The sequence below is a fragment of the Sphingomonas sp. IC4-52 genome, from assembly GCF_020707225.1.
Taxonomy (GTDB): Bacteria; Pseudomonadota; Alphaproteobacteria; order Sphingomonadales; family Sphingomonadaceae; genus Sphingomonas.
The window spans coordinates 515,846-541,081 of the sequence record NZ_JAJFEU010000002.1 but is presented as its reverse complement, the minus strand read 5'-3'; the positions used below and the strand labels follow the sequence as shown (position 1 = coordinate 541,081).

Annotated in this window: 23 protein-coding genes; 1 reads left to right on the top strand and 22 read right to left on the bottom strand. The window is 64.7% G+C overall.

Features of this window, described 5'->3' with window-relative positions; translation table 11 throughout:
• Positions 1–229 (bottom strand): GcrA family cell cycle regulator (locus LK535_RS09020; protein ID WP_227771553.1); only part of this gene is annotated, 229 nt, incomplete at its 3' end.
• A 69-nt stretch (positions 230–298) separates the two neighbouring features.
• Between LK535_RS09020 and LK535_RS09015 the strand changes: the two genes are divergently transcribed.
• Positions 299–1,165, top strand: a complete 867-nt coding sequence (locus LK535_RS09015) for an ABC transporter permease (RefSeq protein WP_227771552.1) — start codon at positions 299–301, stop codon at positions 1,163–1,165.
• 25 nt (positions 1,166–1,190) lie between these two features.
• Here the strand turns inward: LK535_RS09015 and LK535_RS09010 are convergent, their stop codons facing one another.
• The 21 genes from LK535_RS09010 to LK535_RS08915 form a co-directional block, all read right to left on the bottom strand.
• On the bottom strand, positions 1,191–2,369 hold the full coding sequence (locus LK535_RS09010) for a deoxyguanosinetriphosphate triphosphohydrolase (protein WP_227771551.1): 1,179 nt from the start codon (positions 2,367–2,369) through the stop codon (positions 1,191–1,193).
• Positions 2,366–4,630: a tetratricopeptide repeat protein gene (locus LK535_RS09005; RefSeq protein ID WP_227771550.1), complete on the bottom strand. Its 2,265-nt coding sequence runs from the start codon at positions 4,628–4,630 to the stop codon at positions 2,366–2,368. Before LK535_RS09005 ends, LK535_RS09010 begins: the two co-directional genes overlap by 4 nt.
• Positions 4,631–4,742: 112 nt before the next feature.
• Positions 4,743–6,269 (bottom strand): cell division protein FtsZ, encoded by a 1,527-nt coding sequence (gene ftsZ / locus LK535_RS09000; protein ID WP_227771549.1) that lies wholly within the window; start codon positions 6,267–6,269, stop codon positions 4,743–4,745.
• A gap of 108 nt (positions 6,270–6,377) precedes the next feature.
• Entirely contained in the window at positions 6,378–7,637 is a 1,260-nt protein-coding gene (gene ftsA, locus LK535_RS08995) for a cell division protein FtsA (RefSeq protein ID WP_227771548.1), read from the bottom strand.
• A gap of 33 nt (positions 7,638–7,670) precedes the next feature.
• Positions 7,671–8,588 (bottom strand): cell division protein FtsQ/DivIB, encoded by a 918-nt coding sequence (locus LK535_RS08990; protein WP_227771547.1) that lies wholly within the window; start codon positions 8,586–8,588, stop codon positions 7,671–7,673.
• Positions 8,585–9,487 carry a D-alanine--D-alanine ligase gene (locus tag LK535_RS08985; RefSeq protein ID WP_415837118.1) on the bottom strand — a complete coding sequence of 301 codons (903 nt, stop codon included), beginning with the start codon at positions 9,485–9,487 and terminating at the stop codon, positions 8,585–8,587. Before LK535_RS08985 ends, LK535_RS08990 begins: the two co-directional genes overlap by 4 nt.
• 126 nt (positions 9,488–9,613) lie before the next feature.
• Positions 9,614–10,510, bottom strand: a complete 897-nt coding sequence (gene murB / locus LK535_RS08980) for a UDP-N-acetylmuramate dehydrogenase (protein WP_227771545.1) — start codon at positions 10,508–10,510, stop codon at positions 9,614–9,616.
• Complete coding sequence (murC, locus tag LK535_RS08975; RefSeq protein ID WP_227771544.1) at positions 10,507–11,910, bottom strand: UDP-N-acetylmuramate--L-alanine ligase; 1,404 nt, start codon at positions 11,908–11,910, stop codon at positions 10,507–10,509. The genes murB and murC overlap by 4 nt, the downstream gene beginning before the upstream one ends.
• Positions 11,907–13,052 carry an undecaprenyldiphospho-muramoylpentapeptide beta-N-acetylglucosaminyltransferase gene (gene murG / locus LK535_RS08970; RefSeq protein WP_227771543.1) on the bottom strand — a complete coding sequence of 382 codons (1,146 nt, stop codon included), beginning with the start codon at positions 13,050–13,052 and terminating at the stop codon, positions 11,907–11,909. The genes murC and murG overlap by 4 nt, the downstream gene beginning before the upstream one ends.
• Positions 13,049–14,275: a putative lipid II flippase FtsW gene (gene ftsW / locus LK535_RS08965; RefSeq protein WP_227771542.1), complete on the bottom strand. Its 1,227-nt coding sequence runs from the start codon at positions 14,273–14,275 to the stop codon at positions 13,049–13,051. Before ftsW ends, murG begins: the two co-directional genes overlap by 4 nt.
• A complete protein-coding gene (gene murD / locus LK535_RS08960) occupies positions 14,272–15,576 on the bottom strand; it encodes a UDP-N-acetylmuramoyl-L-alanine--D-glutamate ligase (RefSeq protein WP_227771541.1) in 1,305 nt (434 codons plus the stop codon). The genes ftsW and murD overlap by 4 nt, the downstream gene beginning before the upstream one ends.
• Positions 15,573–16,643, bottom strand: coding sequence for a phospho-N-acetylmuramoyl-pentapeptide-transferase (mraY, locus tag LK535_RS08955; protein WP_227771540.1), 1,071 nt, complete (start codon positions 16,641–16,643; stop codon positions 15,573–15,575). Before mraY ends, murD begins: the two co-directional genes overlap by 4 nt.
• A complete protein-coding gene (locus LK535_RS08950; RefSeq protein ID WP_227771539.1) occupies positions 16,643–18,016 on the bottom strand; it encodes a UDP-N-acetylmuramoyl-tripeptide--D-alanyl-D-alanine ligase in 1,374 nt (457 codons plus the stop codon). The genes mraY and LK535_RS08950 overlap by 1 nt, the downstream gene beginning before the upstream one ends.
• A gap of 152 nt (positions 18,017–18,168) precedes the next feature.
• Positions 18,169–18,297: a hypothetical protein gene (locus tag LK535_RS16785; protein ID WP_265334116.1), complete on the bottom strand. Its 129-nt coding sequence runs from the start codon at positions 18,295–18,297 to the stop codon at positions 18,169–18,171.
• Entirely contained in the window at positions 18,287–19,708 is a 1,422-nt protein-coding gene (locus LK535_RS08945) for a UDP-N-acetylmuramoyl-L-alanyl-D-glutamate--2,6-diaminopimelate ligase (RefSeq protein WP_227771538.1), read from the bottom strand. Before LK535_RS08945 ends, LK535_RS16785 begins: the two co-directional genes overlap by 11 nt.
• Positions 19,705–21,429: a peptidoglycan D,D-transpeptidase FtsI family protein gene (locus LK535_RS08940; RefSeq protein ID WP_227771537.1), complete on the bottom strand. Its 1,725-nt coding sequence runs from the start codon at positions 21,427–21,429 to the stop codon at positions 19,705–19,707. Before LK535_RS08940 ends, LK535_RS08945 begins: the two co-directional genes overlap by 4 nt.
• A complete protein-coding gene (locus LK535_RS08935) occupies positions 21,426–22,085 on the bottom strand; it encodes a hypothetical protein (protein ID WP_227771536.1) in 660 nt (219 codons plus the stop codon). The genes LK535_RS08940 and LK535_RS08935 overlap by 4 nt, the downstream gene beginning before the upstream one ends.
• Positions 22,086–23,060, bottom strand: coding sequence for a 16S rRNA (cytosine(1402)-N(4))-methyltransferase RsmH (gene rsmH / locus LK535_RS08930; RefSeq protein ID WP_227771535.1), 975 nt, complete (start codon positions 23,058–23,060; stop codon positions 22,086–22,088). It lies immediately after the preceding gene.
• Positions 23,057–23,599: a division/cell wall cluster transcriptional repressor MraZ gene (locus tag LK535_RS08925; RefSeq protein ID WP_227771534.1), complete on the bottom strand. Its 543-nt coding sequence runs from the start codon at positions 23,597–23,599 to the stop codon at positions 23,057–23,059. Before LK535_RS08925 ends, rsmH begins: the two co-directional genes overlap by 4 nt.
• Positions 23,600–23,870: 271 nt before the next feature.
• Complete coding sequence (locus tag LK535_RS08920) at positions 23,871–24,206, bottom strand: hypothetical protein (RefSeq protein ID WP_227771533.1); 336 nt, start codon at positions 24,204–24,206, stop codon at positions 23,871–23,873.
• Positions 24,203–25,183 (bottom strand): cysteine synthase A, encoded by a 981-nt coding sequence (locus LK535_RS08915; RefSeq protein WP_227771532.1) that lies wholly within the window; start codon positions 25,181–25,183, stop codon positions 24,203–24,205. Before LK535_RS08915 ends, LK535_RS08920 begins: the two co-directional genes overlap by 4 nt.
• Positions 25,184–25,236: the final 53 nt, after the last annotated feature.

Below are 25,236 nucleotides of genomic sequence, written 5' to 3'. Positions count from 1 at the left end.
CGGGTGGGGGCGGCGGCGGAGCGGCGACAGGCTCCGGTGCAGGAGCCGGCTTTGCCTCCACGTCCTTCGGAACGACCGGCGATGGGCGTGATTGCAAGCCAAGGCGATGCGCCTTGCCAATCACTGCATTGCGGCTGACCCCGCCCAGCGCCTCGGCAATCTGGCTGGCGGTCTGTCCGCCCTCCCACATCTTGCGCAGTGTTTCGATCCGTTCCTCGGTCCAGGACATGGGCCTTGTCGTTCCTTCACTTCTTACGCCGGTTGCAGCGAGCGGCGGCAGCGACTACGCGATCAAGCGATGAGCAGCCACCCCCCATTTGGCCAGCAATCCGGCGGCCAGGACAATTCCTTGGTCAGGAACGCGCCAGGCGTCCCGTCAATTCGGAACGTCAATTGGGGCGGCCTGAAGACCTTATATGTGAAGGAGGTGCGCCGCTTCTTCAAGGTCCAGCTGCAAACGATCTGGGCACCGGCGATCACCACGCTCCTTTACCTGGTCATCTTCACCGTCGCTCTGGGTGGCCGTGGAGAGGTTCATCTCGGCGGTTCAATGGTGGCTTTTGCCGACTTTGTCGCTCCGGGCCTCATCGTAATGGGCATGCTGAACAATGCCTTCGCAAACGCCAGCTTTTCGCTGCTGGTCGGCAAGATCCAGGGAACGATCGTCGACTATCTGATGCCGCCCCTCTCCACTGCGGAATTGCTGGCAGCGCTTACCGGCGGCGCCGTGACGCGCGCCTTTCTCGTCGGCCTGACGGTGTGGCTCGCAATGGCGCTTTGGCCTGGTGTGCATGTCGCACCTGCACACCCGATTGCTGTGCTTTGGTTCGGCCTGCTTGGCTCGATCTTCCTCGCTCTTGTGGGCGTACTCACGTCCATTTGGGCGGAGAAGTTTGATCACGCTGCGGCTGTTACCAATTTCGTGGTGGCGCCGCTGACGCTGCTGTCCGGGACCTTCTACTCCGTGGATCGGCTGTCGCCTGTTTTCCAGGCGATCAGCCACGCCAATCCGTTTTTCTATGTCATTTCCGGGTTCCGCTATGGCTTCTTGGGGATCGCGGACTCCCCGGTCGCGCTCGGCAGCGCAGTCGTGCTGGCGCTTGATATCGCCCTGGGCATCTTGTGCTACACGCTGTTGCGGCGCGGGTGGCGCTTGAAGAACTAAGCTAGAGGTTGCCCGACGGCGAAACTTAGAACCCGTCGGGCATGCTCACCGCACCGACGACTCGGACGTATTCGCGAATGGCGTAGCGATCGGTCATGCCTGCAATGTAATCCGCGATGTGCCGGCTGAAGCCGGGCTCACCATCCGGCACGCTCGCGCGCCATTCCTGCGGAAGGATGGCAGGATCCTGATGAAACGCTGCGAACAAGCCTGCGACGATCTGATGCGCTGACGCCGCCGCGTCGAGCTGCTTGGGATGATGATAGAGGTTGGCGTACATAAAGCGCTTCAAGTCGCGCTCTGCTATCCGCATCTCATCCGAAAAGGCGACCAAAGCCCGACCTGCGGCGCGAACGTCCGCTACAGACCCGACCTTTGAGTCCGCGATGCGGCGCCGGGTTTCCTCAAGCAAATCGTTGACCATCACGCCGATTTGGCTGCGCACCAACTCGCGACCCTGGCGCCGTTCGCTAACGTCGGGGAACAACGCCCGCACCCTTTCCCAACCACGGGCGACAAGTGGGACCGCCAGCAACTGATCGACGCACAGAAGCCCAGCGCGGAGCCCATCATCGATGTCGTGATTGTCGTAGGCAATGTCGTCGGCCAGCGCCGCTACCTGCGCTTCGAGGCTGGCGTAGGTACCAAGCTCCAGATCGGCTTCTTGGTCAGCCTCTGCCAGAGCCCAGCCGGGGTGACGCGCAGGGCCGTTATGCTTCGCCAGGCCCTCCAGCGTCTCCCAAGTCAGGTTCAGCCCATCGAAGCGCGGGTAAGCGCGCTCGATCCGCATCAGGGTTCGTAGGGTATGCCCGTTATGGTCGAAGCCGCCGGCCGCCGCCATCGCAGCCTTGAGGGCGTCCTCCCCAGCATGTCCGAAGGGAGGATGGCCAATGTCGTGAGCGAGGCACAGCGCCTCCGTCAGGTCCTCGTTCAGACCCAGCGTGCGTGCAATCGTCCGGCCGATCTGCGCCACTTCGAGGCTATGGGTCAGCCGAACGCGGAAATGGTCGCCATCCGGAGCCAGGAATACCTGCGTTTTGTGCCGCAGCCGCCGGAATGCGATCGAGTGGACGATCCGGTCGCGATCCCTTTGATAAGCGTCGCGAGGGCCACGTTCACCCTGTCCGCCGGACTTGCTTTGTTCTTCGTGAAGGCGGCCCCTGCTGTGCGCCGGGTTAGAAGCCCAGGGCGCAAGCATCGTCACTTGGCTGGCAACCTCGTCATCTTCTGACCTTCTTCGCTGGTAAACGGAAATGCGGAAATGCCCTGCTTGGACAAGGTGTTAACGAACTCGCGCGCTTCCTGCTCCGTCTTGAACGGGCCAGTCAGGACACGGTTGGTAAGCCGAAGCGGCGTCGTATAGGCCGATTTACCCTTCAGCGCAGCCGCCTTGTTCTGAGCAGCAGCCCATGCCTTGGGCAGATCATCCTTATTCGCGCCACCCGCAACCTGAACCCAGATGCGTGCTGGCTCCGCCTTCGCCGCCTTGGCAGCGTCTGCCGCTTTTTTGGCATCAGCCTGCTTTTTGGCGTCAGCCTGCTTTTTAGCCTCAGCTCGCTTCTTGGCGCTGGCAGTTAGGACGTCGGTTCCGGCCTGTTTTGCGTCTGCAGCCGCCTTTTCCTTGGCGGTCGCGGCCTTTTCCTTGCTGCTAACGGCCTTGCCGCCCTGCCCGTTAGCCGCGGCGAGCTTAGAGTCGGCCGCCTTGACCGCGGAAGACGCCGGCTTCTCCGGGGCGGCGGCGCGGCGAGGAGCAACTGGCTCGGCTCTTTCCTGTTGCTCAGGCCGTTCCGTGCCGGTCAACTTGCCGGGCGCCTCCGCCGCAGCGCTGCCAGCCGGCGTGGCCGAGGACGTACCAGTCTGCGCTGAGGCCTGAACCGGCGGCGCGACTGATTCAGGTGGCCGCACCGGAGCAACACCCAGCTCAGAACCCGGGATGGAAATCCCCGCCATGATACGGGCGAGGACCGTATCTTCGCTGAGCGCCGGCCTTGTCGGTGCCGTGCGTGCAATGGCGGCGGCGGGCGGCGGTTCGGAAGTCACGGCGGCCGCCGAGCTGGCCGGCAGCGCAGCCGGCGTCGCCGGCGTGATCGAGCCGGGTCTGGTCGACGTTGCCGAACTCGCGCTCGCCAGCACTTGAGGCCGCGACGCGACCGCTGGCGCGGGGGACGCAGCGGCGCTCGTAGCACTTGGCGAGGCTGATCCACTCAGAGCGGCCAGAGTGCTGCTGACCGGTCGGCTTGGCACGGCTTGGGCCGGGGGCTGTGCAGTGCCACCGGTCGCGGCCAGGCTGCTGCCGGATGTGGAGGTTGCCGACACAGGAAGCGGGCCGGCCGATGCGGGAGCAGCAGGAGCGGCGCTGCTGGCAGGAGCCGGGACAGTCTGGACCACGGGCTTGGACGGCGCGAATGCCACCCCCGCATATCGTGGTGGCTGAAAAGCGGTGGGTTCGATCGTGGGCTGCCGCACGGCGGTTGCACTAGCGACGGCGACCGCCGGCCTGTCGCTGCGGCGATCACGCTGCGCCCGCTGCTCCGCGCGGACAGCCTCGCGGCGGCGCTTCGCCTCCTCCCGAGCACTGCGTCGATCGTTCCGCGATGCGGACGCGGACACAGGCGCAGCCGTTGCGACTGAGGCGACCTGTACTGGACGTGTAGCTTCTGGCGGCAGTGGCGGAAGCGCCGGAACGAGCCGCGCGTCCGCCAGGCGCTGAGGCGTGGCGCGCAGCTCTCCGAAATGAACGGCAAAGGCCCGGTCCGCCGACGAGAGTCCGCCGAGACGAGCGAAGAAAGGCGCCAGCGCCGCTCCCATTCCCGGCGGCATCATGGTGTTGGCGATTTTCTCGGCCCCCGGCACGTCACCGGTCATGGCGAGCACGAAGGCCCGCACGCGCCACGCGCTGCGATCGTTGCGGCGCAGCTGGTCCGCGATCGCATCCAGAGCCTCTTGCCGCCGCCCGGAGATGCCCAGCGACAGGGCGTAGCGGCGCTGAACTTCATCCGTGCCGCCGGATTTCAACGCCACCCGATAGTCGCGCTGTGCCCGCTCCTGTTCGCCGATTAGGTCGTAGGCCAGGCCGCGATCGCCAGCAAAGGTGCGCGGGTCGAGGCCGTAGCCAACGGCCTGGTCGAAGTATCGAAGTGCCTCGCCGGGGCGCTCCTGAGTAACGAGGATGCGCGCCATTCCTGCCTTCACCCGACCGTTCATCGGATCGACATTCTCGGCCCGCTTCAGCAGCGAAGCAGCGGCATTGACGTCACCCAGCTTGAGCGAAAGCTCGGCTGCCTCAATCAACGATGAAAGATCGCGCGGATTGGAGCCCAACCGCCGCATGGCGTTAGCGAGAGCGTCGGCATCAGGCGTTGGCCGCGGCACCGTTTGTACCTGCGGACCAGGATAGGCTTGGGCGAGTGCGCCCGGCGCGCCGGCGAGCGCAGCGGCGAGGATCAGTGGGCGAGCAATCGACATGGATAACTGCGTTAGGACGAGCGGCTATTAACGAGCAATGAGCCCGGCGCGTGGACGCGCCGAGCCGCACGGGGCGACCGACGAATGCCGATCGCCCTTGCCCACCCGTATCTTACTGGTTGTTCTGACGGTGAAGGAACCGCGGAATGTCGAGCGCATCCTTGCTCTCGTCATCTGCTCCCTTCTGCGTGCCGCGCGATGCATTCTGCATCCGCTCGAACAGCGTTCCGCCCAGCTTCACCCGCGGCTGCGGCGGCACGTCGGCCGAACCCTCGCCGCCCGACAGCCAACGCCGACGTGGCGCTTCCTGAGCATCATCGTCGCCGAACACGCGCGGCTCTTCCGCCTTGGCAGGTGCAGCAGAAGATGCGGCAGGCTGCGGCGTCGGCACCATCGTGTCACTACCGAGAAGCAGTTCGTCGCCGGCCGCTTCCTCAACGCCGCGCGCCGCGGCGGTCGGCTGAACACTCGGCGTGGCGCCAGGCGCTGGCACGCCAGCGGACATCGCGCCAGCCGCAGCACCACTGGGCTGAGGAGCCGGAGCAGCGGCAGGTGCCGCCGCCGGCGCCGCGGCGGCAGCAGGAGCCGCCGCTGCCGGAGCCGCTTCGACGCGGCGCGGCGCCGAGAAGCTGAAAGCGCGAGCCGGTTCGGCAGCCGGCGCTTCCGTCCGCTCGACAGCCTCTATGCCGGTGGCAACCACCGACACGCGAATCCGGCCTTCCAGTTCCGGATTGAAAGCTGAACCCCAGATGATGTTCGCTTCGGGATCCACGAGCTCGCGGATGTGGTTCGCAGCTTCATCAACCTCGAGCAGACGCATGTCTTCGCCGCCGGTAATCGAAATGATGACGCCCTTCGCGCCCTGCATGGAAACGCCATCCAGCAGCGGGTTGGCAATTGCCTTCTGCGCGGCGATCAGCGCACGATCGTCGCCATCGGCCTCGCCAGTGCCCATCATGGCCTTGCCCATCTCCTGCATCACCGAACGCACGTCGGCGAAGTCCAGATTGATGAGGCCCGGCATGACCATCAGGTCGGTAATGCCACGCACGCCCTGTTGCAAAACCTCGTCCGCAAGCTCGAAGGCCTGCTTGAAGGTAGTATTGGCGTTGGCGATGAGGAACAGGTTCTGGTTCGGGATGACGATCAGCGTATCGACGAACTTCTGCAGCTCCTCGATGCCCTGTTCAGCGGACTTGCCGCGCCGTGCACCTTCGAAGGCGAACGGCTTGGTCACCACACCGACGGTGAGGATGCCCATGTCCCGCGCGGCCTTGGCAATGACCGGAGCAGCACCAGTGCCGGTACCACCGCCCATGCCAGCAGCAATGAAGCACATGTGAGCACCTTCGAGCAGCTTTGCCACCTGCTCGATCGTCTCTTCGGCAGCAGCGCGGCCGATTTCCGGACGGCTGCCGGCACCCAGGCCCTGCGTAATCTTTGCGCCCAGCTGAATCTTCTGGGGCGCAATCGACTGCTTCAGCGCTTGCGCATCAGTATTTGCGACCAGAAAGTCGACGCCCTGGACATCCGCTCGCATCATGTTGGCAATCGCGTTGCCACCAGCGCCGCCGACGCCGATCACCGCGATCTTCGGGGTCAGTTCGTCTACGTCCGGTGCAATGAATTCGATGCCCATCGCCAATTTACTCCGTCATTTCGGGCACGAAACACTGGCCCGCCATCGCCATTAAACTTAGTGCAACATTGAAAGGCCCGGTGCCAGCCGAAAAGCAGCGTCGCGGGATCAATAATTTGCCTTCGCCGCCTGAAACAAACGCCTGAGCGCTGTTAGGCCCTTTTGCCGGACCACCATCTGCTGCTGCGGCACAAGCCCACGCAGATCGACAGGATCGGATGCGGCAAAAAACGCGAGGCCGGCCAGGGTTGCAAAGCCGGGGCCGCCATGTGCGTCAGGCAACCCGGTCAATCCGCGCGGGCGACCGACGCGAACCGAACGGCCGAGCACTTGCTGAGCATAGTCCGCAATGCCCTTCAGCTCGGCCCCGCCGCCGGTCAGCACGACCTGCCGCCCGACCGGCCCCTCGAACTTCAATTCCCTGAGCGCCACCTGCACTTCGTTCACGAGATGCTCGAGCCGGGTACGAATTACGCTGATCAATGCCGCTTTGGTGATCTGCAGCGGATCGGCGTCGTCATCTGCGCGGCCGGGACGGATTGCGATCATCTCATGATTGTCGCGCGGTGAGGCATTGGCCGAGCCGTGGAAGCACTTCATGCGCTCCGCCTGACCGCGGGTCGTGCCGAACGCCGAAGCGATGTCGTCGGTGATGTCGCATGACCCGATCGGTATCGACTTCAAACCCACCAGCATCCCACCGGCGAACAGCGAGACGTTGGTGATGCCGGCGCCGATCTCCACGAGCGCAACGCCAAGGTCGCGTTCCTCTTCGCTGAGGCAAGCCAGGCCCGTAGCCACCGGTGACGCGATGATCGACTTCACCTCGAGGTGAGCCGAGCGGACGGTCAGGTCCAGATTGCGGACCGGCGAACCGTCAGCCGCGATCACATGGATATGAACGCCAAGCCGGTCGGCGTGGAGACCAAGCGGCTTCTTCACGCCAGTCAGGCCGTCCAGCGTGTACAGCGCCGGCTGCGCGTGCAGGACCATCCGGCCCTGCGGATCAATCGCCTGCCGCCCCTCTTGCAACAAGGCGTCGATATCCTGTTGCTCGATGCGATGGCCGTTGAGCTCAACCTCGATGAAGGCCTCGTCACTGACCAGCCCGCCAGCGGAGAAGCCGGCCCAGACGTTCTCGATGTTGAATCCGGCGATACGCTCGGCCTGTGCCACAGCCTCGCGCACGGCAAGCTCGGTCAGCGCCATATCAGCGATATAGCCGCGCTTCACGCCCTTTGATTCGCGCTGTCCCGTGCCAAGCACGATCAGCTCTCCGCCATCGCCACGCTGCGCGATCATCGCCGACACCTTGGAGGTGCCGATATCCAGCGCAGTGATGATCCCTTCCGGTGCCGCCTTCGCCATGCCCCTGCTCCCCGTTCTGCCCCGTGCGCCGTCTTAGACTTCGTCGATCCGAGCGAAACGCGCGCTCTCGACTGCCGCGCCCGCTCCCGTTTCCGGAACCGCTTGCTCCATATCGGTTCCCGGCTTTCGCGCCACCAGCTTGGCAGGGTCGCGCATGTCGAACCGCAGCCATCCCTTGCCCAGCAGCGAACGCGCGCCGTCCAGCTCCGCGAACTTCACCAGGGCGCCCGCGGCATTGTCCTGCGGCAGCGCGAGCGTCTCGCCAGTGTCAAAGGTGATATCCCATCTGCGATTGCCGACCCATGTGGCCGCCTTCACCCGTGGCTTCAGTGCCGGTGCAGCCGCGAGAAGGCGCTGGTATGCCGCTTCCTGCCGATCGGCACCGGGTCCGATCACCAGCGGCAGATCCGGCATGCGGCTGGGGTCCACCGGCTCCAGGGGCACGCCCTTCGCATCAATGAGCGTGAGCGCGCCGCCATTCTGCCAGATTGCCGCCGGCTCACGCTCCACGATGTGGATGAGCAAACGGTCGGGGAGACGACGCGAGACATAGGCATCGGCGATCCAGCCGTACGCCAGCAGTCGCTGCCGGATCAGCTCGAGGTCGACCCGTAGCATCGCCTTTGGCTGTTCTTCCAACGCCACGGCGTACACGGTTTCGCGATTCATCCGCTTGATGCCGGTGATATCCACCTGCTCGACACGAAGCCCCATCTGACCGGTCGTGTCTGCCATCGCAGTGCCGATGGCCCCCGGCACGCCGAACCACGAGGCGGTCGCGATGGCCACTGCGCCGCCCAACCCGAGGATTGACCACGTAACGGCGCGACGGAGTGCCGCCTCACTCACCGGCAATGCTGTGATCAGGCGATCGCCCAGCGACTTCTTCGGCGGGGGCCGGCGAACGGTGGGGCGACGCTGCGGACCACCGCGAGTGATCGAGCGGCTCATGCTCCTTCCCTCAGCGCTTCATCAACGATGGCCTGCACCAGCGCCGGATAACTGATGCCTAGGTGCCGCGCCTGTTCCGGCACCAGGCTGAGCGGAGTCATGCCCGGCTGGGTGTTCACCTCCAGCAGGAACAGTCCGTCAGCGCCCTGAGAATCATCCCAGCGGAAATCGGCGCGGCTGCACCCCTTGCAACCCAGCAGTTGATGGGCGCGCAAGGCGATCGCCATGCAGGCCTCGGCGATCTCGTCAGGGATCGGCGCCGGGAAAATATGGTCGGTCAGACCGTCGGTATATTTCGCATCATAATCATACCAGCCTGACTTCGGCCGAAGCTCGGTTACCCCGAGCGCTCGATCGCCCAGCACGGCTGTCGTTAGTTCGCGACCGCGCACATAAGGCTCGGCGAGCAGATGATCGAATTCCTGCCACGGCCCCTTCGCATCGCGGTTGATCGGATTGCCGTAATTGCCCTCGTCCGTGATGATCGCGACACCGACCGAGGAGCCCTCATTGACGGGCTTCAACACATAGGGGCGGGACAGCGGATCGCCGGCGTACAGATCCTTTGTGGAGACGATCCGTCCGCCGGGCATCGGGACACCATGCGGCACCAGTGCCTGCTTTGTCAGCACCTTATCGATCGCGATCACGGAAGTGGCGAGACCACTGTGCGTATAGCGCAGCCCCATGATGTCCATCAGGCCCTGGATCGAACCGTCCTCTCCCGGCGAGCCGTGAAGCGCATTGAAGACGAGATCCGGCTTCGCCGCCGCAAGACGGGCGGCGACATCGCGATCCATGTCGATCCGAGTGACGCGGTGACCAAGGCTTTCGAGAGCATCGGCGATGCCGGCGCCGGAAGAGAGCGAGACCTCCCGCTCTGCCGACCAGCCACCCATCAGGACGGCGATATGGATCGGGGACACAGCCTCAGCCACGACCACCTGCCATGACGCTGGGCGCCAAACACCGGGACGCGTCCAGCGTGGCCGGGGCGATGAACATGCTTTCCGGTCCGTCACTGATCACGAGGGAACTCCCACCCGCTGAATTTCCCAATCGAGCGTCACCCCGCTCTTCTCCTTTACCCGCGCTCGCACATCCTCCCCCAGCGCCTCAATGTCGGCGCTGGTCGCGCCGCCGAGATTCAGCAGAAAGTTGGTGTGCTTCTCGCTGACCTGCGCGTCGCCGCGACGAAGCCCCCGGCAACCCGCCTCGTCCACCAACGCCCAGGCTTTGTGGCCCGGAGGATTCTTGAACGTCGACCCGCCGGTTCTGGAGCGGAGCGGCTGGGACGCTTCGCGGCTGGCGGCGATGCGGTCCATTTCGGCCTGGATTGCCGCAGTCTCCCCCGGCACGCCGCGGAACGTGCCACTCACCACGATGGCGCCCTCGGGAAGCTCCGAGTGTCGGTAGGTGTAACCTAGTGCCTCCACCGGAAGAGTTTGCCGCTCGCCGGTGCGAAGCACGACGTCGCACTCAACCAGCACGTCAGCGGTTTCGCGCCCATAAGCACCGCCGTTCATCCGAACGAACCCGCCGACCGTTCCCGGGATTGACCGCAGGAATTCGACACCAGCAATGCCTGCATCACGAGCCGTAGAGGACACCAGGATACCGCTCGCCCCGCCGCCACACCGGAGCGTCGTCATGTCGAGCCTTTCGACAGACGCAAACGGCTTGCCCAGCCGGACCACCACGCCCGGTACGCCGCCGTCACGCACGATCAGGTTCGAACCCAGACCAAGCGCCATCACCGGCACGGCGGGATCGAGATCAGCGAGGAACTGCGCGAGGTCTTCGACATCGGCCGGCTCAAACAACCATTGCGCCGAGCCGCCCGACTTGAACCAGACGAGCGGCGCGAGCGGCGCATCAGCGGTTAGCCGGCCGCGAACCCGGGGGAGGTCCTGGGTGTTCACCTGTGCGCCTCGATCGCGGGCGCAAGGGCAGCCGCCCACTTCGTGATGTCGCCGGCGCCCAGGCAGACAATCTGATCCTGTGAGCGCACCTCAGTCGCCAAAGTTGCGGCTAGTTCGTCGATGTTCGCCACCGATGCCACCGCACGATGGCCACGACGCTTCAGCCCTTCGACCAGCGCGGCTGCGTCGACGCCAGGGATCGGCGCTTCGCCGGCGGCATAGACCGGCGTCACATAGACCTGATCCGCGTCGTTGAAAGCTCCCTGAAAGTCATCCATCAGGTTGCTCAGCCGCGAATAGCGATGCGGCTGAACCACCGCGATCACCCGCCCCTGCGCCGATTCTCGCGCAGCGGCCAGAACCGCGCGGATCTCGACCGGATGATGACCATAGTCGTCGATCACGACGGCACCTGCCACTTCCCCAACCTTGGTGAAGCGCCGCTTGACTCCCCCGAACTTCTGGAAGCCATGCTGAATGGTAGCGTCGCCGATGCCGAGTTCCAGCGCGACCCCGATCGCAGCCAAAGCATTTTGAACATTGTGTCGGCCGGGCATCGGCAGCTCGATGTTCTCGATCGAACGAACGGTGCCGTCCCGGTGCCGGATCAACGCTTCGAAGCGGTTGCCGCCCGGATACGGAGCGACGTTGACGCCGCGAACATCAGCACTGGCCGCGAAGCCATAGGTGACAATCCGACGGTCACGCACGCGTGGGATCAGCGCCTGCACCTCGGGATGGTCCAAACAAAGCAAAGCAGCGCCGTAGAAGGGCACGTTCTCCACGAACTCGACGTAGGCATCCTTGGCCTTTTCAAAGCTGCCGTAGTGATCGAGATGTTCGGGGTCGATGTTCGTGACCACCGCGATCGTCCCGTCGAGGCGCAGGAAGCTTCCGTCGCTCTCGTCCGCCTCCACCACCATCCAGTCGCTGTCGCCAAGACGCGCGTTAGAGCCGTAGCTGTTGATGATTCCGCCGTTGATGACCGTGGGGTCAACGCCGCCAGCATCGAGGAGCGCAGCAATCATCGAGGTCGTAGTGGTCTTGCCGTGGGTGCCGGCGACCGCCACCGTCGACTTCAGCCGCATCAGTTCAGCAAGCATCTCGGCACGCCGGACAACAGGGATGCGCTGATTGAGCGCAGCCTCAACCTCCGGATTGCCGCGCTTCACGGCGGTGGAGATGACCACCACGGCAACACCGTCGACGTTCGCGGCATCATGCCCGATCGTCACCTTGATCCCGCGCGCACGCAGCCCTTCGATGACGTAACCTTCGGCCACGTCAGATCCCTGCACGCTATAGCCAAGGTTGTGCATCACCTCGGCGATACCGGACATGCCGATACCGCCGATGCCGACGAAGTGGATAGTCCCGATGTCGGTTGCGACGCCCTTCATGCGAAGGCCTCCTTCGGCTTTGCAGCACCGACCGGCAGCTTCGCGGTTGGCGCATCAAGGCTTTCTACGAGGTCGGCCAGGTCGCGTGCTGCCTCCGGCTTTCCGCACGCACGCGCGCGTCCAGCGGCGTTCTCAAGCGCTGCCGGATCAAGCCCCAGCTTCTGCATCTGCTTGGCAAGTTCGCTCGGCGTGAACGCATTCTGAGGAATGGTCCGAGCGCCGCCCGCCGCGGTGATCTCACGCGCGTTCGCCGTCTGGTGATCATCAGTGGCGCCCGGCAGCGGTACCAGGATTGCCGGACGCCCTGCAGCTGTAAGTTCGGAGATGGTGGAGGCCCCCGCCCGCGCGATCACCAAGTGCGCCCAACCGAGTTGCTCTGGCAGGTCGGGCAGATAGGTTGCGAGATCTGCAGCGATCTCAAGCTCCGCATATTTTGCGCGCGCGGCGTCGATGTCCTCGATCCGCGCTTGATGCGTCACTTGTAGCCGACGACGGAATGCGACCGGCAGCATCGCCAAGCCATCCGGAACCACTTTCGACAGAACGCTCGCACCCTGTGAGCCGCCAGTCACCAGAACCCGGAAAATACCGTCTTCCTCAAGCAGCGGATATGGCCGGGCGCGCAGGGCCAGCACGGCTTCGCGTACCGGGTTCCCGACGTGGTGCGCCTTGCCCTCGTACTTCTGCTTCAGTCGCTCCGTCTTCCCGTAGGATGTCGCGATTGCATCAACGCGCCCCGCAACCAGCCGATTCACCCGGCCGAGAACGGCGTTCTGTTCATGCACGGCCGTCGGGATCTTCTCCGCAAAGGCAGCAGCGAGCGCAGGAAACGCGGGATAACCGCCGAACCCGATCACCGCCGCCGGCCTGAAGGTGCGATACAGTTCGCGCGCCATGGCCCGGCCGCGCCACATCTCGCGCGCCGCCTTGGCCCAACCCACGGGCCCACCGGCAAGCCGGCCGGCGGGAAGGACATGGGTCTGCACGCCATCGAACAAGCCGGGAAAGCGGACGCCGCGCTCGTCGCTGACCAGAGCAACACGGTGCCCGCGCCGCATCAATTCTTCTGCCAGCGCAGCCGCCGGGACCATGTGGCCCCCAGTGCCGCCAGCCGCGAGTACAAAGTGTCGGGCACGGCTCATGCCGCGTTCCCCCAGCGGGCGACATAGGGGCTGCGCAACAGGAACGGGTTGCGACGCGTGAAGGTAAGCAACAGGCCCATGCCGATCGACAACGCGATCATTGATGAGCCACCATAACTGATGAACGGCAATGTCATCCCCTTGGACGGCGCGAGCCCGGTGTTCACAGCCATCGAAATCAGCGCCTGCAATCCGAATTGCGTCGCCAGACCCGACGCGGCCAGCAATTTGAAGCTATCCTGCTCGTCCAGCATCTTCACGAACACGCGAGCAACGATCGCCAGAAACAGCAGCGCGATCACCATACAGGCGATCAAGCCAAACTCCTCGCCGATTACCGAGAAAATGTAGTCGGTATGCGCCTCGGGCAAGCCGAACTTGGACGTGCCGGCGCCCGGCCCCGTTCCGGTCCAGCCCCCCGACGTGAGCGTGCGGTGCGCAGCGTCGGTCTGGAAGTGCGCGCCCTCCGCTTCGTTCGGATCACGAAACAGAAAGCTGTCGATGCGGGTGCGAGCGGTGCCGTAGAACATATAGGCGGCACCGACGCCCACCGGCGCCATCGCAAAAAAGGCCGCAAGCGTCTTTGTCGGCGTGCCCGCGATCACAAGCAGGGTTATCCAAACCAACCCGAAAACCATCGTCTGCCCGAAGTCCGGCTGAAGCATCAGCAACGCGCCGATCGCAGCCGTCATGCCGAAGGTAATGGCGGTGAGCGGCAGTCCCTCTTCCTTCGTGCGCAACGAGAGCAGCCACGCAACCGTGACGATGAAGCAGGGCTTCAGGAACTCGGACGGCTGGAACTGCGAGACGCCGACGCCCAGCCAGCGCTTTGCGCCGTTCACCTCGACGCCGACGCCCGGGATCAGCACCAGCAGGAGCATGAAGCTGAACACCATCGCGCCCACCACCGCAGCGCGGCGGGCGAGATGGACCGGCAACATCGAAATGCCGATCAGCACGGGCAAAGATACGGCCACCCACATCACCTGCCGCCAGAAATAGTGGAGCGGCTGGATCTTCAACTGCTCGCCCGAATAGCGCATCGCCGTTGCGGGAGACGCGGCGGCAACGGACAGCAGACCCACGGCGATCAACGCGAACGTCAGCAGCAGCAGCATGCGGTCCGTGTCCCAGAACCACGTACCCAGCGGCGAGCGATCGCCGCGGCCACCCCTTTCCTTGAGCCGCCCGCGTAGGCCGTTCGTGGTCGCGCGATCCGTCAAGACAGTCCCCCCACTGCTTCGCGAAATGCCTGGCCGCGGTGCTCATAGTCGCGGAACTGATCGAACGAGGCAGCTGCCGGCGAGAGCAGGACGACATCGCCGGGAACGGCCTGACTCGCCGCACTGGCAATTGCCGCCTCGAGAGTCCCTGCCTCCTCGACGGGCACCTTCCCCGTTAGCACTTGCGCGAATACCGGGGCGGCATCACCAATCGCATAAGCGCGCACGACATGATCAAGATGGGGCAGGCAGGCATCGAGATCCTCGCCCTTTGCCTTGCCGCCCACGATCCAGTGCACGCGACTGAACGCCGCCAGAGCAGGCGCGGCGCTTTCCGGATTGGTCGCCTTGCTGTCGTTGATGAAGGCGACGCCATTCACCTCTCGAACCTTTTCCATGCGGTGCGGCAGGCCCCGGAAGGTTTCGAGAGCACGATCAATGACGGCCTCTTCCGCACCAAGCGCCCGCGCGGCCGCGATCGCGGCCAGGGCGTTCTGCGCATTGTGAGGCCCTTGGAGCGAAGGCCAGCGAGACTGATCCATGCAGACGCCAGGCGCGATCTTGGTCAAATGCTCGCCCCGGCTAGACAAGCCACGGGCGATTTCCGCCGAGGGTGCATCACCGATGCCAATCACTGCATCGTGATCGGCGGATTGCATCGCGAAGAGACGGCCCTTCGAGGCGGCATAGGCGGCGAAACCGTTGTAGCGATCGAGATGATCGGGCGTGATGTTGAGGAGCACAGCGACGTCGCAGTCGAGCCGGTGGGTGAGATCAATCTGATAGCTCGACAGCTCAAGAACGTAGATCCCGCTGCCATTCTCATTGGGGGCAAGCGGATCCTGGCTGAGGATCGGCAGACCGATGTTTCCCGCCATCCGCACCGGGCGGCCGGCCGTTTCCAGGATATGAGCGACCAATGCGGTAGTCGTCGATTTGCCGTTGGTTCCCGTTATGCCAACCACCTTGTGCGGAGGCAGATGGGCTCTCGCCTGCGCGAACAACTCGATGTCGCCAATGATTGGTACCCCGGCTGCACGCGCTTGCGCGGCGATCGGATGCGTGTTCAGCGGGACACCCGGTGATACCACAAGGGCAGCGGCGCCCGTCAGGTCTAGCGTGGCGATGTCATGCACGATCACGCCGTCGATCTCTTGCGCCCGCTCGCGCGCGGCAGGATCACTGTCCCAAGCGACAACATACGCGCCAGCCGCGGCAAGAGCGCGCACTGCCGCCAGACCGGAACGCGCAAGCCCCAGCACCGCGTAGCGCTGGCCAGCCCAGGTCGGGGAGATGATCACCGGAGCTTCAACGTCGAAAGACCGGCGAGCGCCAGCACGAGGCTGATGATCCAGAAACGGATGACCACGGTCGGCTCGCTCCAGCCCATTTGTTCGAAATGGTGGTGGATCGGCGCCATGCGGAACACGCGCTTGCCAGTGCGCTTGTACCAGAAGACTTGAATGATGACGCTCATCGCCTCGACCACGAAGAGGCCGCCGATGATCCCAAGGACGATCTCGTGATGCGCGACGACCGCGATCGTGCCCAGTGCGCCGCCCAAAGCAAGGCTACCGGTATCCCCCATGAACACCGCCGCCGGCGGGGCATTGTACCACAGGAAGGCCAGACCCGCGCCGATCATCGCACCGCAGAAGATCGCCAAGTCGCCGGCCCGGCCAACATGGGGAATGCCAAGGTAGTCGGCGAACTTCACGTTACCGGCCAGATAGACGATCAGCATGAAGGCGACTGAGGCGATGATCACCGGCATGGTGGCGAGACCATCCAAACCATCGGTGAGGTTCACGGCATTGCCGAAGGCCACGATCGTGAAGGCTGCGAATACCGGGAAGAACCAGCCGAGTTCCAGATATACGCGATTGGTGAACGGCAAGTAGAGGCCAGTCCCGTTCTCGTAGCTGATGATCCAGGCAGCGATGCCCGCGATTGCAAATTCCAGCAGCAGACGCACACGCCCAGGGACGCCCGCGGTGCTCGCCTTACGAACCTTGTCATAATCGTCCAGGAAACCGATCGCGCCGAAACCGAGAGTGACGAACAGGCACGCCCAGACGAACGGATTGCGCAAGTCCATCCAGATCAGAATGGAAAGCGCAAGGCTCGTCAGGATCATGAGCCCGCCCATCGTGGGCGTTCCGCGCTTGGCGAGATGAGTCTGTGGTCCGTCCGCCCGGATCGGCTGTCCCTTGCCCTGCCGCACCCGAAGCCAGCCGATGAACTTTGGCCCGATGATCAGGCCGATGAACAACGCCGTTGCGATGGCGCCGCCGGTGCGGAACGACAGATAACGGATAAGATTGAGAATACCCGGGAAACCGAGCTGCTCGGCGATCCAGTACAACACTATGCCATGCCCCCGGCGAGTGCCGCGACGATCCGCGACAGCCCGACCCCGTTCGATCCCTTGACGAGTACCGCATCACCCGGCGCGAGTATTCCGGGAAGAACCTCCAGCGCCGCTGCGGCGGTGGGCACATGGACGAAATCTATCCGCCCCTCAAGCGCTTGTGCAAGCGGAGTCATCGCTTCGCCGACAAGCAGCGCCGCTTCGACGCGTGCTGCGGCCAGCGGCTCCGCCAGGTCCGCGTGATAGCTGGGCGATCCGGCGCCAAGCTCACGCATTTCGCCCAGCACCGCGACGTGGCGGCCCGGCTCGGCGCCGAGCACCGAAAGTGTCGCGGCCATCGAGGCAGGATTGGCGTTGTAGCTTTCGTCGATGACCAGCGCTTTCCCCTGCTTGATGCTTGCAAGGAAGCGCGCGCCGCGGCCCGGAAGCCCTCCAAGATCCGCGAGCGCGAGGCCCGCAAGCCCGAGGTCACCACCAACGGCATCCACCGCCGCCAGTACGGCCAACGAGTTGGATACCCAATGCGCGCCGGGCTGACCAACGGTGAAACTTAATTCACGCTCACCAACTTTCGCCGACACGAAAGTACCGCCAGTGCGGACCGGCATAGTCTCGAGGGGGCGCACGTCCGCTTCGCGTGAGGTACCAAATGTGACAATGCGCGCCGCATAGGGTGTTGCCGCCGCTATGAGACGGTCACGGTGCGGGCTGTCATACGGCACGATCGCTACGCCGCCCGGTTCCAGGCCGCGGAAGATCTCGCCTTTTGCGTCGGCAATGGCGCTCTCGTCGGGAAAGAATTCGGTGTGCGCTGGCGCGATGGCTGTCACGATCGCCACATGCGGACGAACCAACGTCGTCAGGTGGGCGAGTTCACCTGGATGGTTCATCCCCATTTCAAGCACACCGAAGCGCGTCGATGCGGGCATGCGCGCTAGGCTGAGCGGCACCCCGGTGTGGTTGTTGTAACTCTTGACTGAACGGTGCGTGGAGCCAGGCGAACCCCGATCGAGCGCGGCAAAAAGTGCCTCCTTGGTCGAGGTCTTGCCGACCGAGCCAGTGACGCCAATGACCTTCGCGTCGGTACGGGCGCGGGCTGCCCTGCCGAGGTCCTCGAGCGCGGCGAACGTATCGTCAACTCGCACGTGCGGGCCGGCAGAATCCGCTGAGACGATCGCGCCGGCGGCACCTTGGGCAAACGCTTGATCGAGGAAGCGATGCCCGTCCGTGGCCTCACCACGCAACGCTACGAACAGATCGCCTGGTCCGACTTCACGTGAATCGAAGGCGACGCCGCTGGCGACAAACGTGCCGGCGGCGTGGCCGCGGGTCGCAGCGGCGATATCAGCGGAGGTCCAGAGGTATTCCATGCGGCTCTATAGCACCAGGAACAGCGCGGTCGCGCGGCAATCGCGATGGGTGCTGCGCGCCCAGCGTTGGAGGGCGCCGGATCCCATCCGGGGGCGCCAACGCCAGTGTGCTGCAACAGGTGCTAACCTGGAGTCAGCCTGGTCGCACTGGCTCAACGCAGCCCGCTCACGGCGTCGCCAGTCACCAGTTCGAACCGCAGCCCTAGGGTGCGCCGCTCGCGCGGCGGCTTTTCCCCCTCGCTGACCACTGGCTTGGACGGCACAACGAACTTACGCTTCACCTGCAACCTCCCTGGCTACATTCACGTCATCAAATGGCAGGACCAGATCCCCCACGATCTGTCCCTGTTCGTGCCCCTTCCCGGCGATCAGCACGATATCGTCCGCGCTCGCCTGCTGAATGGCGAGCCGGATGGCTCCGCGGCGATCGCCGTGCTCGATCGCGTTGGGCGCACCCTTGAGGATGTCGGCGCGGATCGCCGCGGATTGTTCGCTGCGCGGATTGTCATCAGTGACAATCACCAGATCCGCACGGGCGGCGGCGATCTCGCCCATCGGCTCCCGCTTGCCCTGATCGCGGTCGCCGCCAGCCCCGAAGACGAGGATTAGCCGGCCGGTGACATGGGGTCGAAGGGCCGCAATCGCAGCGTCAAGCGCGTCAGGCGTATGCGCGTAATCGACGTAGACAGGCGCGCCGCTGGGAGCGATGACGGCGCGTTCCAGGCGCCCGCGAACGGGCTGAAGGCGGGCCAAGCCGCTGATCGTTGCTGCGGTGTCACCGCCGGTTGCGATCACCAGACCGGCCGCGATCAGCGCGTTCGCTGCTTGATATGCGCCGATCAACGGCAGGTTGACGCGGTGTTCCACGCCATCCGCCAGTATCACAAGCCCCTGGCCCAGCAGCGTCGGATCGCGGGAGATCAGGCGCAGGTCGTCGCCGTGCTCTCCCACGGTGAAAAGGCGATTGCGGCGGGCGCGAGCGAGGTCGACGACACGCTCTGAGTGCGGATCGTCGGCCCATACGACCGCCGTCCCTTCCGGCGCCAACACCTCCGCGAACAACCGAAGCTTGGCGGTGAAATAGGCCGCCATGTCGCCATGGTAGTCCAGGTGGTCTCGGCTGAGATTGGTGAACGCTGCCGCCGAAACGTGAAGCCCTTCCGTGCGATACTGCGTCAGGCCGTGGCTCGATGCCTCAAATGCCAGATGGCTCACGCCCTCGCGTGCAAGCCCGGCCACGTTCGACAGGAAGGTGACCACGTCCGGCGTGGTCAAACCGGTCGTGACCCGCTCGTCGGAGGTGGTGACGCCCAGTGTGCCGATCGAGGCAGCGGAATGGCCGGCCATTCTCCACAGCTGCCGTGTGAGCTCTACGGTCGACGTCTTGCCGTTCGTGCCGGTGGCGGCAACGCACGTTGCGGGAAATGGCGCGAAGAAGCGAGCAGCGAGTTCGGCAAAGCAGGCACGAGGATTGTCCGCCGCAATGTGCACCGCGCCCTCAACGAGCGCTTCATGACGGGCTACCACCGCGATCGCGCCGGCGGCTATGGCGGCAGGGATGAAGTCCTCGCCGTTTACCCGGGTTCCTTCGAAAGCGCCAAAGACGGTGCCCGGCGCAACCTTCCGGTGATCGATTGCGAAGCCCGTCACCGTTTCGGCCTGGTCACCACCGGTGAGCGCACCCAGCTTCATTCGGCCTCAACCTTTTTGTCGCCCGGCGCATGCCAGAGCAGCCCCTGCAATTCGCGAACATCAATGTCCCGTTGCGCGTCGGGGATCACGCCAAGCATCGCGCCCGTACGGCTGATGACGCGGCTGACGACCGGCGCCGCGGTATAAGCTGCCGTGGTCTGGAAGAGGTTAGCCTCCACTCGCTTTGGACTATCCATCATGGTGAGCACGACGTAGCGTGGGGCGTCCATCGGGAAGGCAGCGGCGAACGTCGACACGTTCCGGTTCCGCGCATAGCCGCCCTTCTCTGCCGCCTCCGCGGTACCGGTCTTTCCACCCACGCGGTAACCCGGCGCCTCGGCCTTGCGCCCCGTCCCGTCGGTAACAATCAATCGCAGCAACTGACGCATGCGAGCGCTGGTTGCCTCGCTGATCACGCGCCGGCCCTTGGCCGCGGCGCCCGGCTGCACTTTCAACAGCGTGGTCGGCCGCCAGACGCCGCCGTTCACCAGCGTCGCATAAGCATTGGCGAGGTGAAGCGGAGTGACCGCGATACCATGGCCGTAGGCGGTAGTCATGACGGTCGTGCGCGCCCAATAGTGCGGCCAGAGCGGACGGCCCTTTTCCACCAGTTCGATGTCCGGCTTGGTGTCAAAACCCAGCTTGCGGAACATGGTCTGCATACGCTGCGCACCAATCTCGTCCGCAATTCGCGCGGTGGCGATATTCGACGAGTGGATCAGGGTTTCCGGGATGTTGAGCCAGCGGTTCTGCGCGTGATCGTCCTTGATGCGGAATCGGCCCACCTGCAATGGCGCGGTCGCATCGAAGCGGCGCGACATGTCGGTGACGACGCCCGTGTCGATCGCCGTCGCCATCGCGATCGGCTTGAACGCTGATCCAAGCTCATACACGCTCTGGGTCACGGTGTTACGCAGCTGTTCGATGCCAGCCATGCCGACCCGGTTCGGGTTGAACAACGGCAGGGACACCATCGCAATGACCTCACCGGTATCGACATCGAGCACCACACCCGCAGCCGCGCGCGCCTGCATGCTCGCCATCGACTGACCGAGTTCGCTCTCCATCGCAGCCTGAACGCGGCTGTCGATCGACAGCACGACCGGCGTTCCGGACATGGCGGGGTTCAGCAACCGTTCGTCGAGGGCCCGCTCCATGCCAAGTCGGCCGTGAACGGTCGGATCCTTCTGCGTGGTTCCGATGTAGCCGAGCACGTGCGCCGCCAGCGTCGACTGGGGATACAGGCGCTGGGTTTCGCGATCAAAGACGATTCCCGGCTCACCAATGGCATTCACAGCCTGAACGAGCGCCGGAGATGCACGCCGGTTCAGATACGTGAAGTTCACGTCCCGGGTGATCAGGCGATAAAAGTGGTGCTGGTCGCCGACGTCCGGCATCAGATCGGCCAGCTTCTTTGCGATGTCGCTGCGGTCGCCAAGTAAGCGCCGAGGGTGGACGCCGATTGTCCATGCATCGATTGTCCGGGCTAGCTGCTGCCCATTGCGATCCACGATGTCGCCGCGCGGCGCGGTGCTGATGGCAGCCACTCGTTCCGGCCCGCCGTCGAAAGCCAGCATCGCCAGGCGCACGATCACGAGCAGAATTGCCGCTGCGAACAGCAGCAGCAGCACCATCAGGCGCATGTGCTGCGTCGCAAGCAGCGCCTGCCGCTGTTCGCTGACGCGCGCTGGGCGCGTCGCCCGGGCGACCATTGTCGTCAACGCAAGCGGCCTCGCTCGCTGCGAGCGCCGCTCATCAGGTCACCCAGGGTGGCATCGCTCAACAGCGACTTGTCCAGCATCGCAACGGCGTGCGCCTTGCGGATGGAAGCGGTCGGCGCGCCGCTGGTGGTCACCGCAGCCTTGATCACTGCCGGGCGGGCAGGCTCCGTCACCGCAGCCGCCACTTTGACCGAGGCGGAACGTGGTGCGGCAGGCTTGGCCGCCACCTGAACCAGAGTCGCTGGCGGCGCGGCGGGTACGTCCTCCATTACCGCGGGGGCGATTTCGGACGGGCGGGCGGGAACGATCAACTGGGCGGTCTGAACGTCACCCTGAGCGGCTCCGGGGAGCGGCGAGCCCGGACGGAAGCTGATGGCAGCAAGCTGCGCCTCGTCGCGCACGAACTGCGAAGCGGTAGGCGCGACAAGGGCAAGGGTGTCGCCATTCCAGCGCTCCAGCTGGGCGAGGTTCGACCGAACATCAAACTCGGTCTCCAGAGCGCGAATGTCGCGCTCCGCCGAACTGATCTTTGCATCGATCTGCGCCAGTCGCTTGCGCTCGGCCGCCACTTGCAGGCTGACAAGATAGAAGCTCAGCGAGACGATCACCACGCCGCCGAACCACCCAAGTCCCTTTAGTCGATACGCCGCCGTCATTTACTCGTCTCCACTCGCAGCCCGCCCCGCCACATCTGTTTTGAGCTCGCCCCATGCTGGCGCCGCAGTCCGCCGCGCCATCCGCAAGGTGGCGGATCGGGCGCGCGGGTTGCGCGCTACCTCCGCCGCAGTCGGGCGTACGGCACGCCCAACGATCTCGAATGTCGATTCCCGCGTATCGACCGCAGCCGGCCGATGCCGAGACCCTGCCGGCGTTCCGCCGCTACGCTCGCGAAGAAAGCGCTTGATCATGCGATCTTCCAGCGAGTGGAAGCTGACAACGGCCAGCCGCCCGCCCGGCGCGAGCACCCGCTCCGCCGCGGCCAGTCCCTCAGCCAGCTCGTCAAGCTCACGATTCACATGGATGCGAACGGCCTGAAAAGCGCGAGTCGCCGGATCCTTCTTGTCGTGCGGCCGATGGCCCAGTGCCTTGCGAACCACGCGGGCCAGATCGCCGGTGGTCTGCAGCGGCCGCGCGGCGACAATGGCACGAGCCACCCGGCGCGACTTGGGCTCTTCGCCATATCGCCACAGCACGTCAGCGATCTCCGCCTCGTCCGCATTGTTCAGGAAGTCGGCGGCGCTCTCCCCCTCCTGGCTCATGCGCATGTCGAGCGGGCCGTCCTGCTGGAAGGAGAAGCCACGCGCCGCCTGATCGAGGTGCATGGACGAAACGCCGATATCCATCGTCACGCCATCGACCGCCACGACGTCGCGAGCAGCAAGCTCCCTGTCCAGCCGTGAAAATTCCGCTGCGATGAGGGTGAGGCCGGACTCCGCCGCCGCCAGCTGTTGCCCAGCGGTGATCGCATCAGGATCACGATCAAAGGCGAAGACGCGCGCGCCGGTGGCCAGCAGGGCCCGCGTATAGCCGCCGGCCCCGAAGGTCGCGTCAACGATGGTCTCACCCGGCGCAGGAGAAAGCGCGGCAAGCACTTCATCAAGCAGGACGGGAATGTGCGGACCACCCGTCACAGCGTGATACCCTTGTCGCGACACATGATCGTTGCGTGGCGCTTCACCATCTCGTCCACGCCGTCATGCGCCACGAGCGCACGCGGATCCCAGATCATGAAGCTTTCATAGTCGCCAAGGAAGAAGGCGATGTCAGCGATTCCAGCAAGTTCGCGCTCGGCCGCGGGCAGGATGAAGCGGCCACTTCCGTCGAACGGCACTGGCTCGACCGAGGCACCGCGCATGCGCGGCGCATAATAAGCAGCGGAGCCGGTGTGCGTCCCGGCTTCGTTCTGGCGCTGGATCAGCTGATTCTTCGCGAACTCGATGTAGCCGCGATCATGAGCGATAAGGCACGGAAAATCGGGATGAACACCCACCAGCACGGTTCCGCCGTCCTTGCCGTCCGGCCGGGGAGCGTTCTGGGCAAGGGCGGCGCGAAGGGTGCTGGGAATGGCAACCCGGCCCTTGTCATCGACAAGGCCGACCCCCTTCCCAAGATAATCCACCCGTTCCGACACGCCCACCTCGCACAAGGCGCGCAAGAGACCCTGTTCCAAAAGTCGGCCCTCGCCGCCCTTTGGTTGTCGCTACCCGCAAACAACAGTGGTCCTGCCCCTCTGTCGCTAAACAATTATCAGCGACGGTCGGGGATGGGAAGGGAAAATCGGGGAGGATCGGGGAAACCGGCTCAACTCGACGGGAAACGGCCGCTCCTGAGCAAGGTGGCGCACGTGTGTTCGCGCTTGGTTCCTGGCGCAACGCTGACAAGAGTAGTGGTTCGGGCGCGCAACAGCGCCCGTTCCCCAGCTTTCCCCATTTTACCCAGAATCATTTGGGGGCGTTTTCCGGAGCCGGGCTCGCTTCGGCAGTGCTCGGCGCGACTCCGAGCTGGGCCAGCGGCTCATTGTCCGCATCCGCCGGGGAGGCAGTGTTGGCTGAGGTCATGTTCGCCACCTCCGCCGCGCTAGTCGCGGCAGTGACTGGCTGCTGGCGGTTCGCCGCGCTGAACAGAGCGCTGACAAGGCCGATCAGAAGGATCACAGCGGCCAGACCGACCATGCCGACCCGAACACGCTGCATCGCCTGGCTAGAGGATGCGCCTTGCTTCATCTTGTCGTGCGACTCTAACGCCGTGTCGCGCGCTTGTCGAATTCCGATGGTCAAGGCCGCGCCAGCGACAGCCCCTTCGATTCGCGCCAGGCAGGATTGTGAAGGGTCGACAGGTAGCGGAAGCCAGTGTCGCAAAGGATTGTTGCAATCCTTTTGCCAGGGCCAAGCGCCCTGGCCAGGCGCACCGCACCGGCAACATTGATGCCCGACGAAAGACCGAGACAAAGCCCCTCCTCCGCGAGCAGCCGATCCACCCACTCCAGCCCTTCGGCATCCGAGATGCGGAACTGCGTATCGATCGGCGCCCCCTCCAGATTGGCGGTGATCCGCCCCTGGCCAATGCCTTCGGCGACCGACGATCCCTCGCTCTTCAACTCGCCGTGAGCGTAGAATTCGTACAGGGCGGCGCCGTGCGGATCGCTGAGCGCAATGGTAATCCGCTCGTCCTTTTCCTTCAGTCCTAGGCCGACGCCTGCGATGGTTCCGCCTGTGCCGGCTGCGCACGTGAAGCCGTCGATGCGACCGTCCATCTGAGCCCAGAGCTCCTCGGCAGTGCCGACGATGTGAGCCCGGCGATTAGCGATATTGTCGAACTGGTTTGCCCAGACCGCCCCTGGCGTTTCCTCCGCGATGCGGCGGGACTGATGCACGAAATGGCACGGGCTGGAGTAAGGCGCCGCGGGCACGGTCACCAGCTCGGCACCGAGCGCGCGCAACGTGTCCATCTTCTCCTTGGATTGCGTGTCCGGCATCACGATGATGGTGCGATACCCCTTGGCGTTGGCGACCAGCGCCAGGCCAATGCCGGTGTTGCCGGCCGTGCCTTCCACGATCGTGCCGCCGGGCTGGAGCGCGCCACGCGCCTCCGCATCCTCCACGATGAACAATGCCGCGCGATCCTTCACGCTGGCGCCGGGGTTGGCGAATTCGCATTTGCCGAAGATGTCGCAACCGGTTGCTTCGCTGGGCCCCTTGAGACGAACAAGCGGGGTATGGCCGATAAGCGAAAGCGTGTCTGAAGCAGTGTGCATGATCGCCTAGATGGCGCGGCGGGCGCGACCCGGCAACCGCGGCTTAGTCTTTG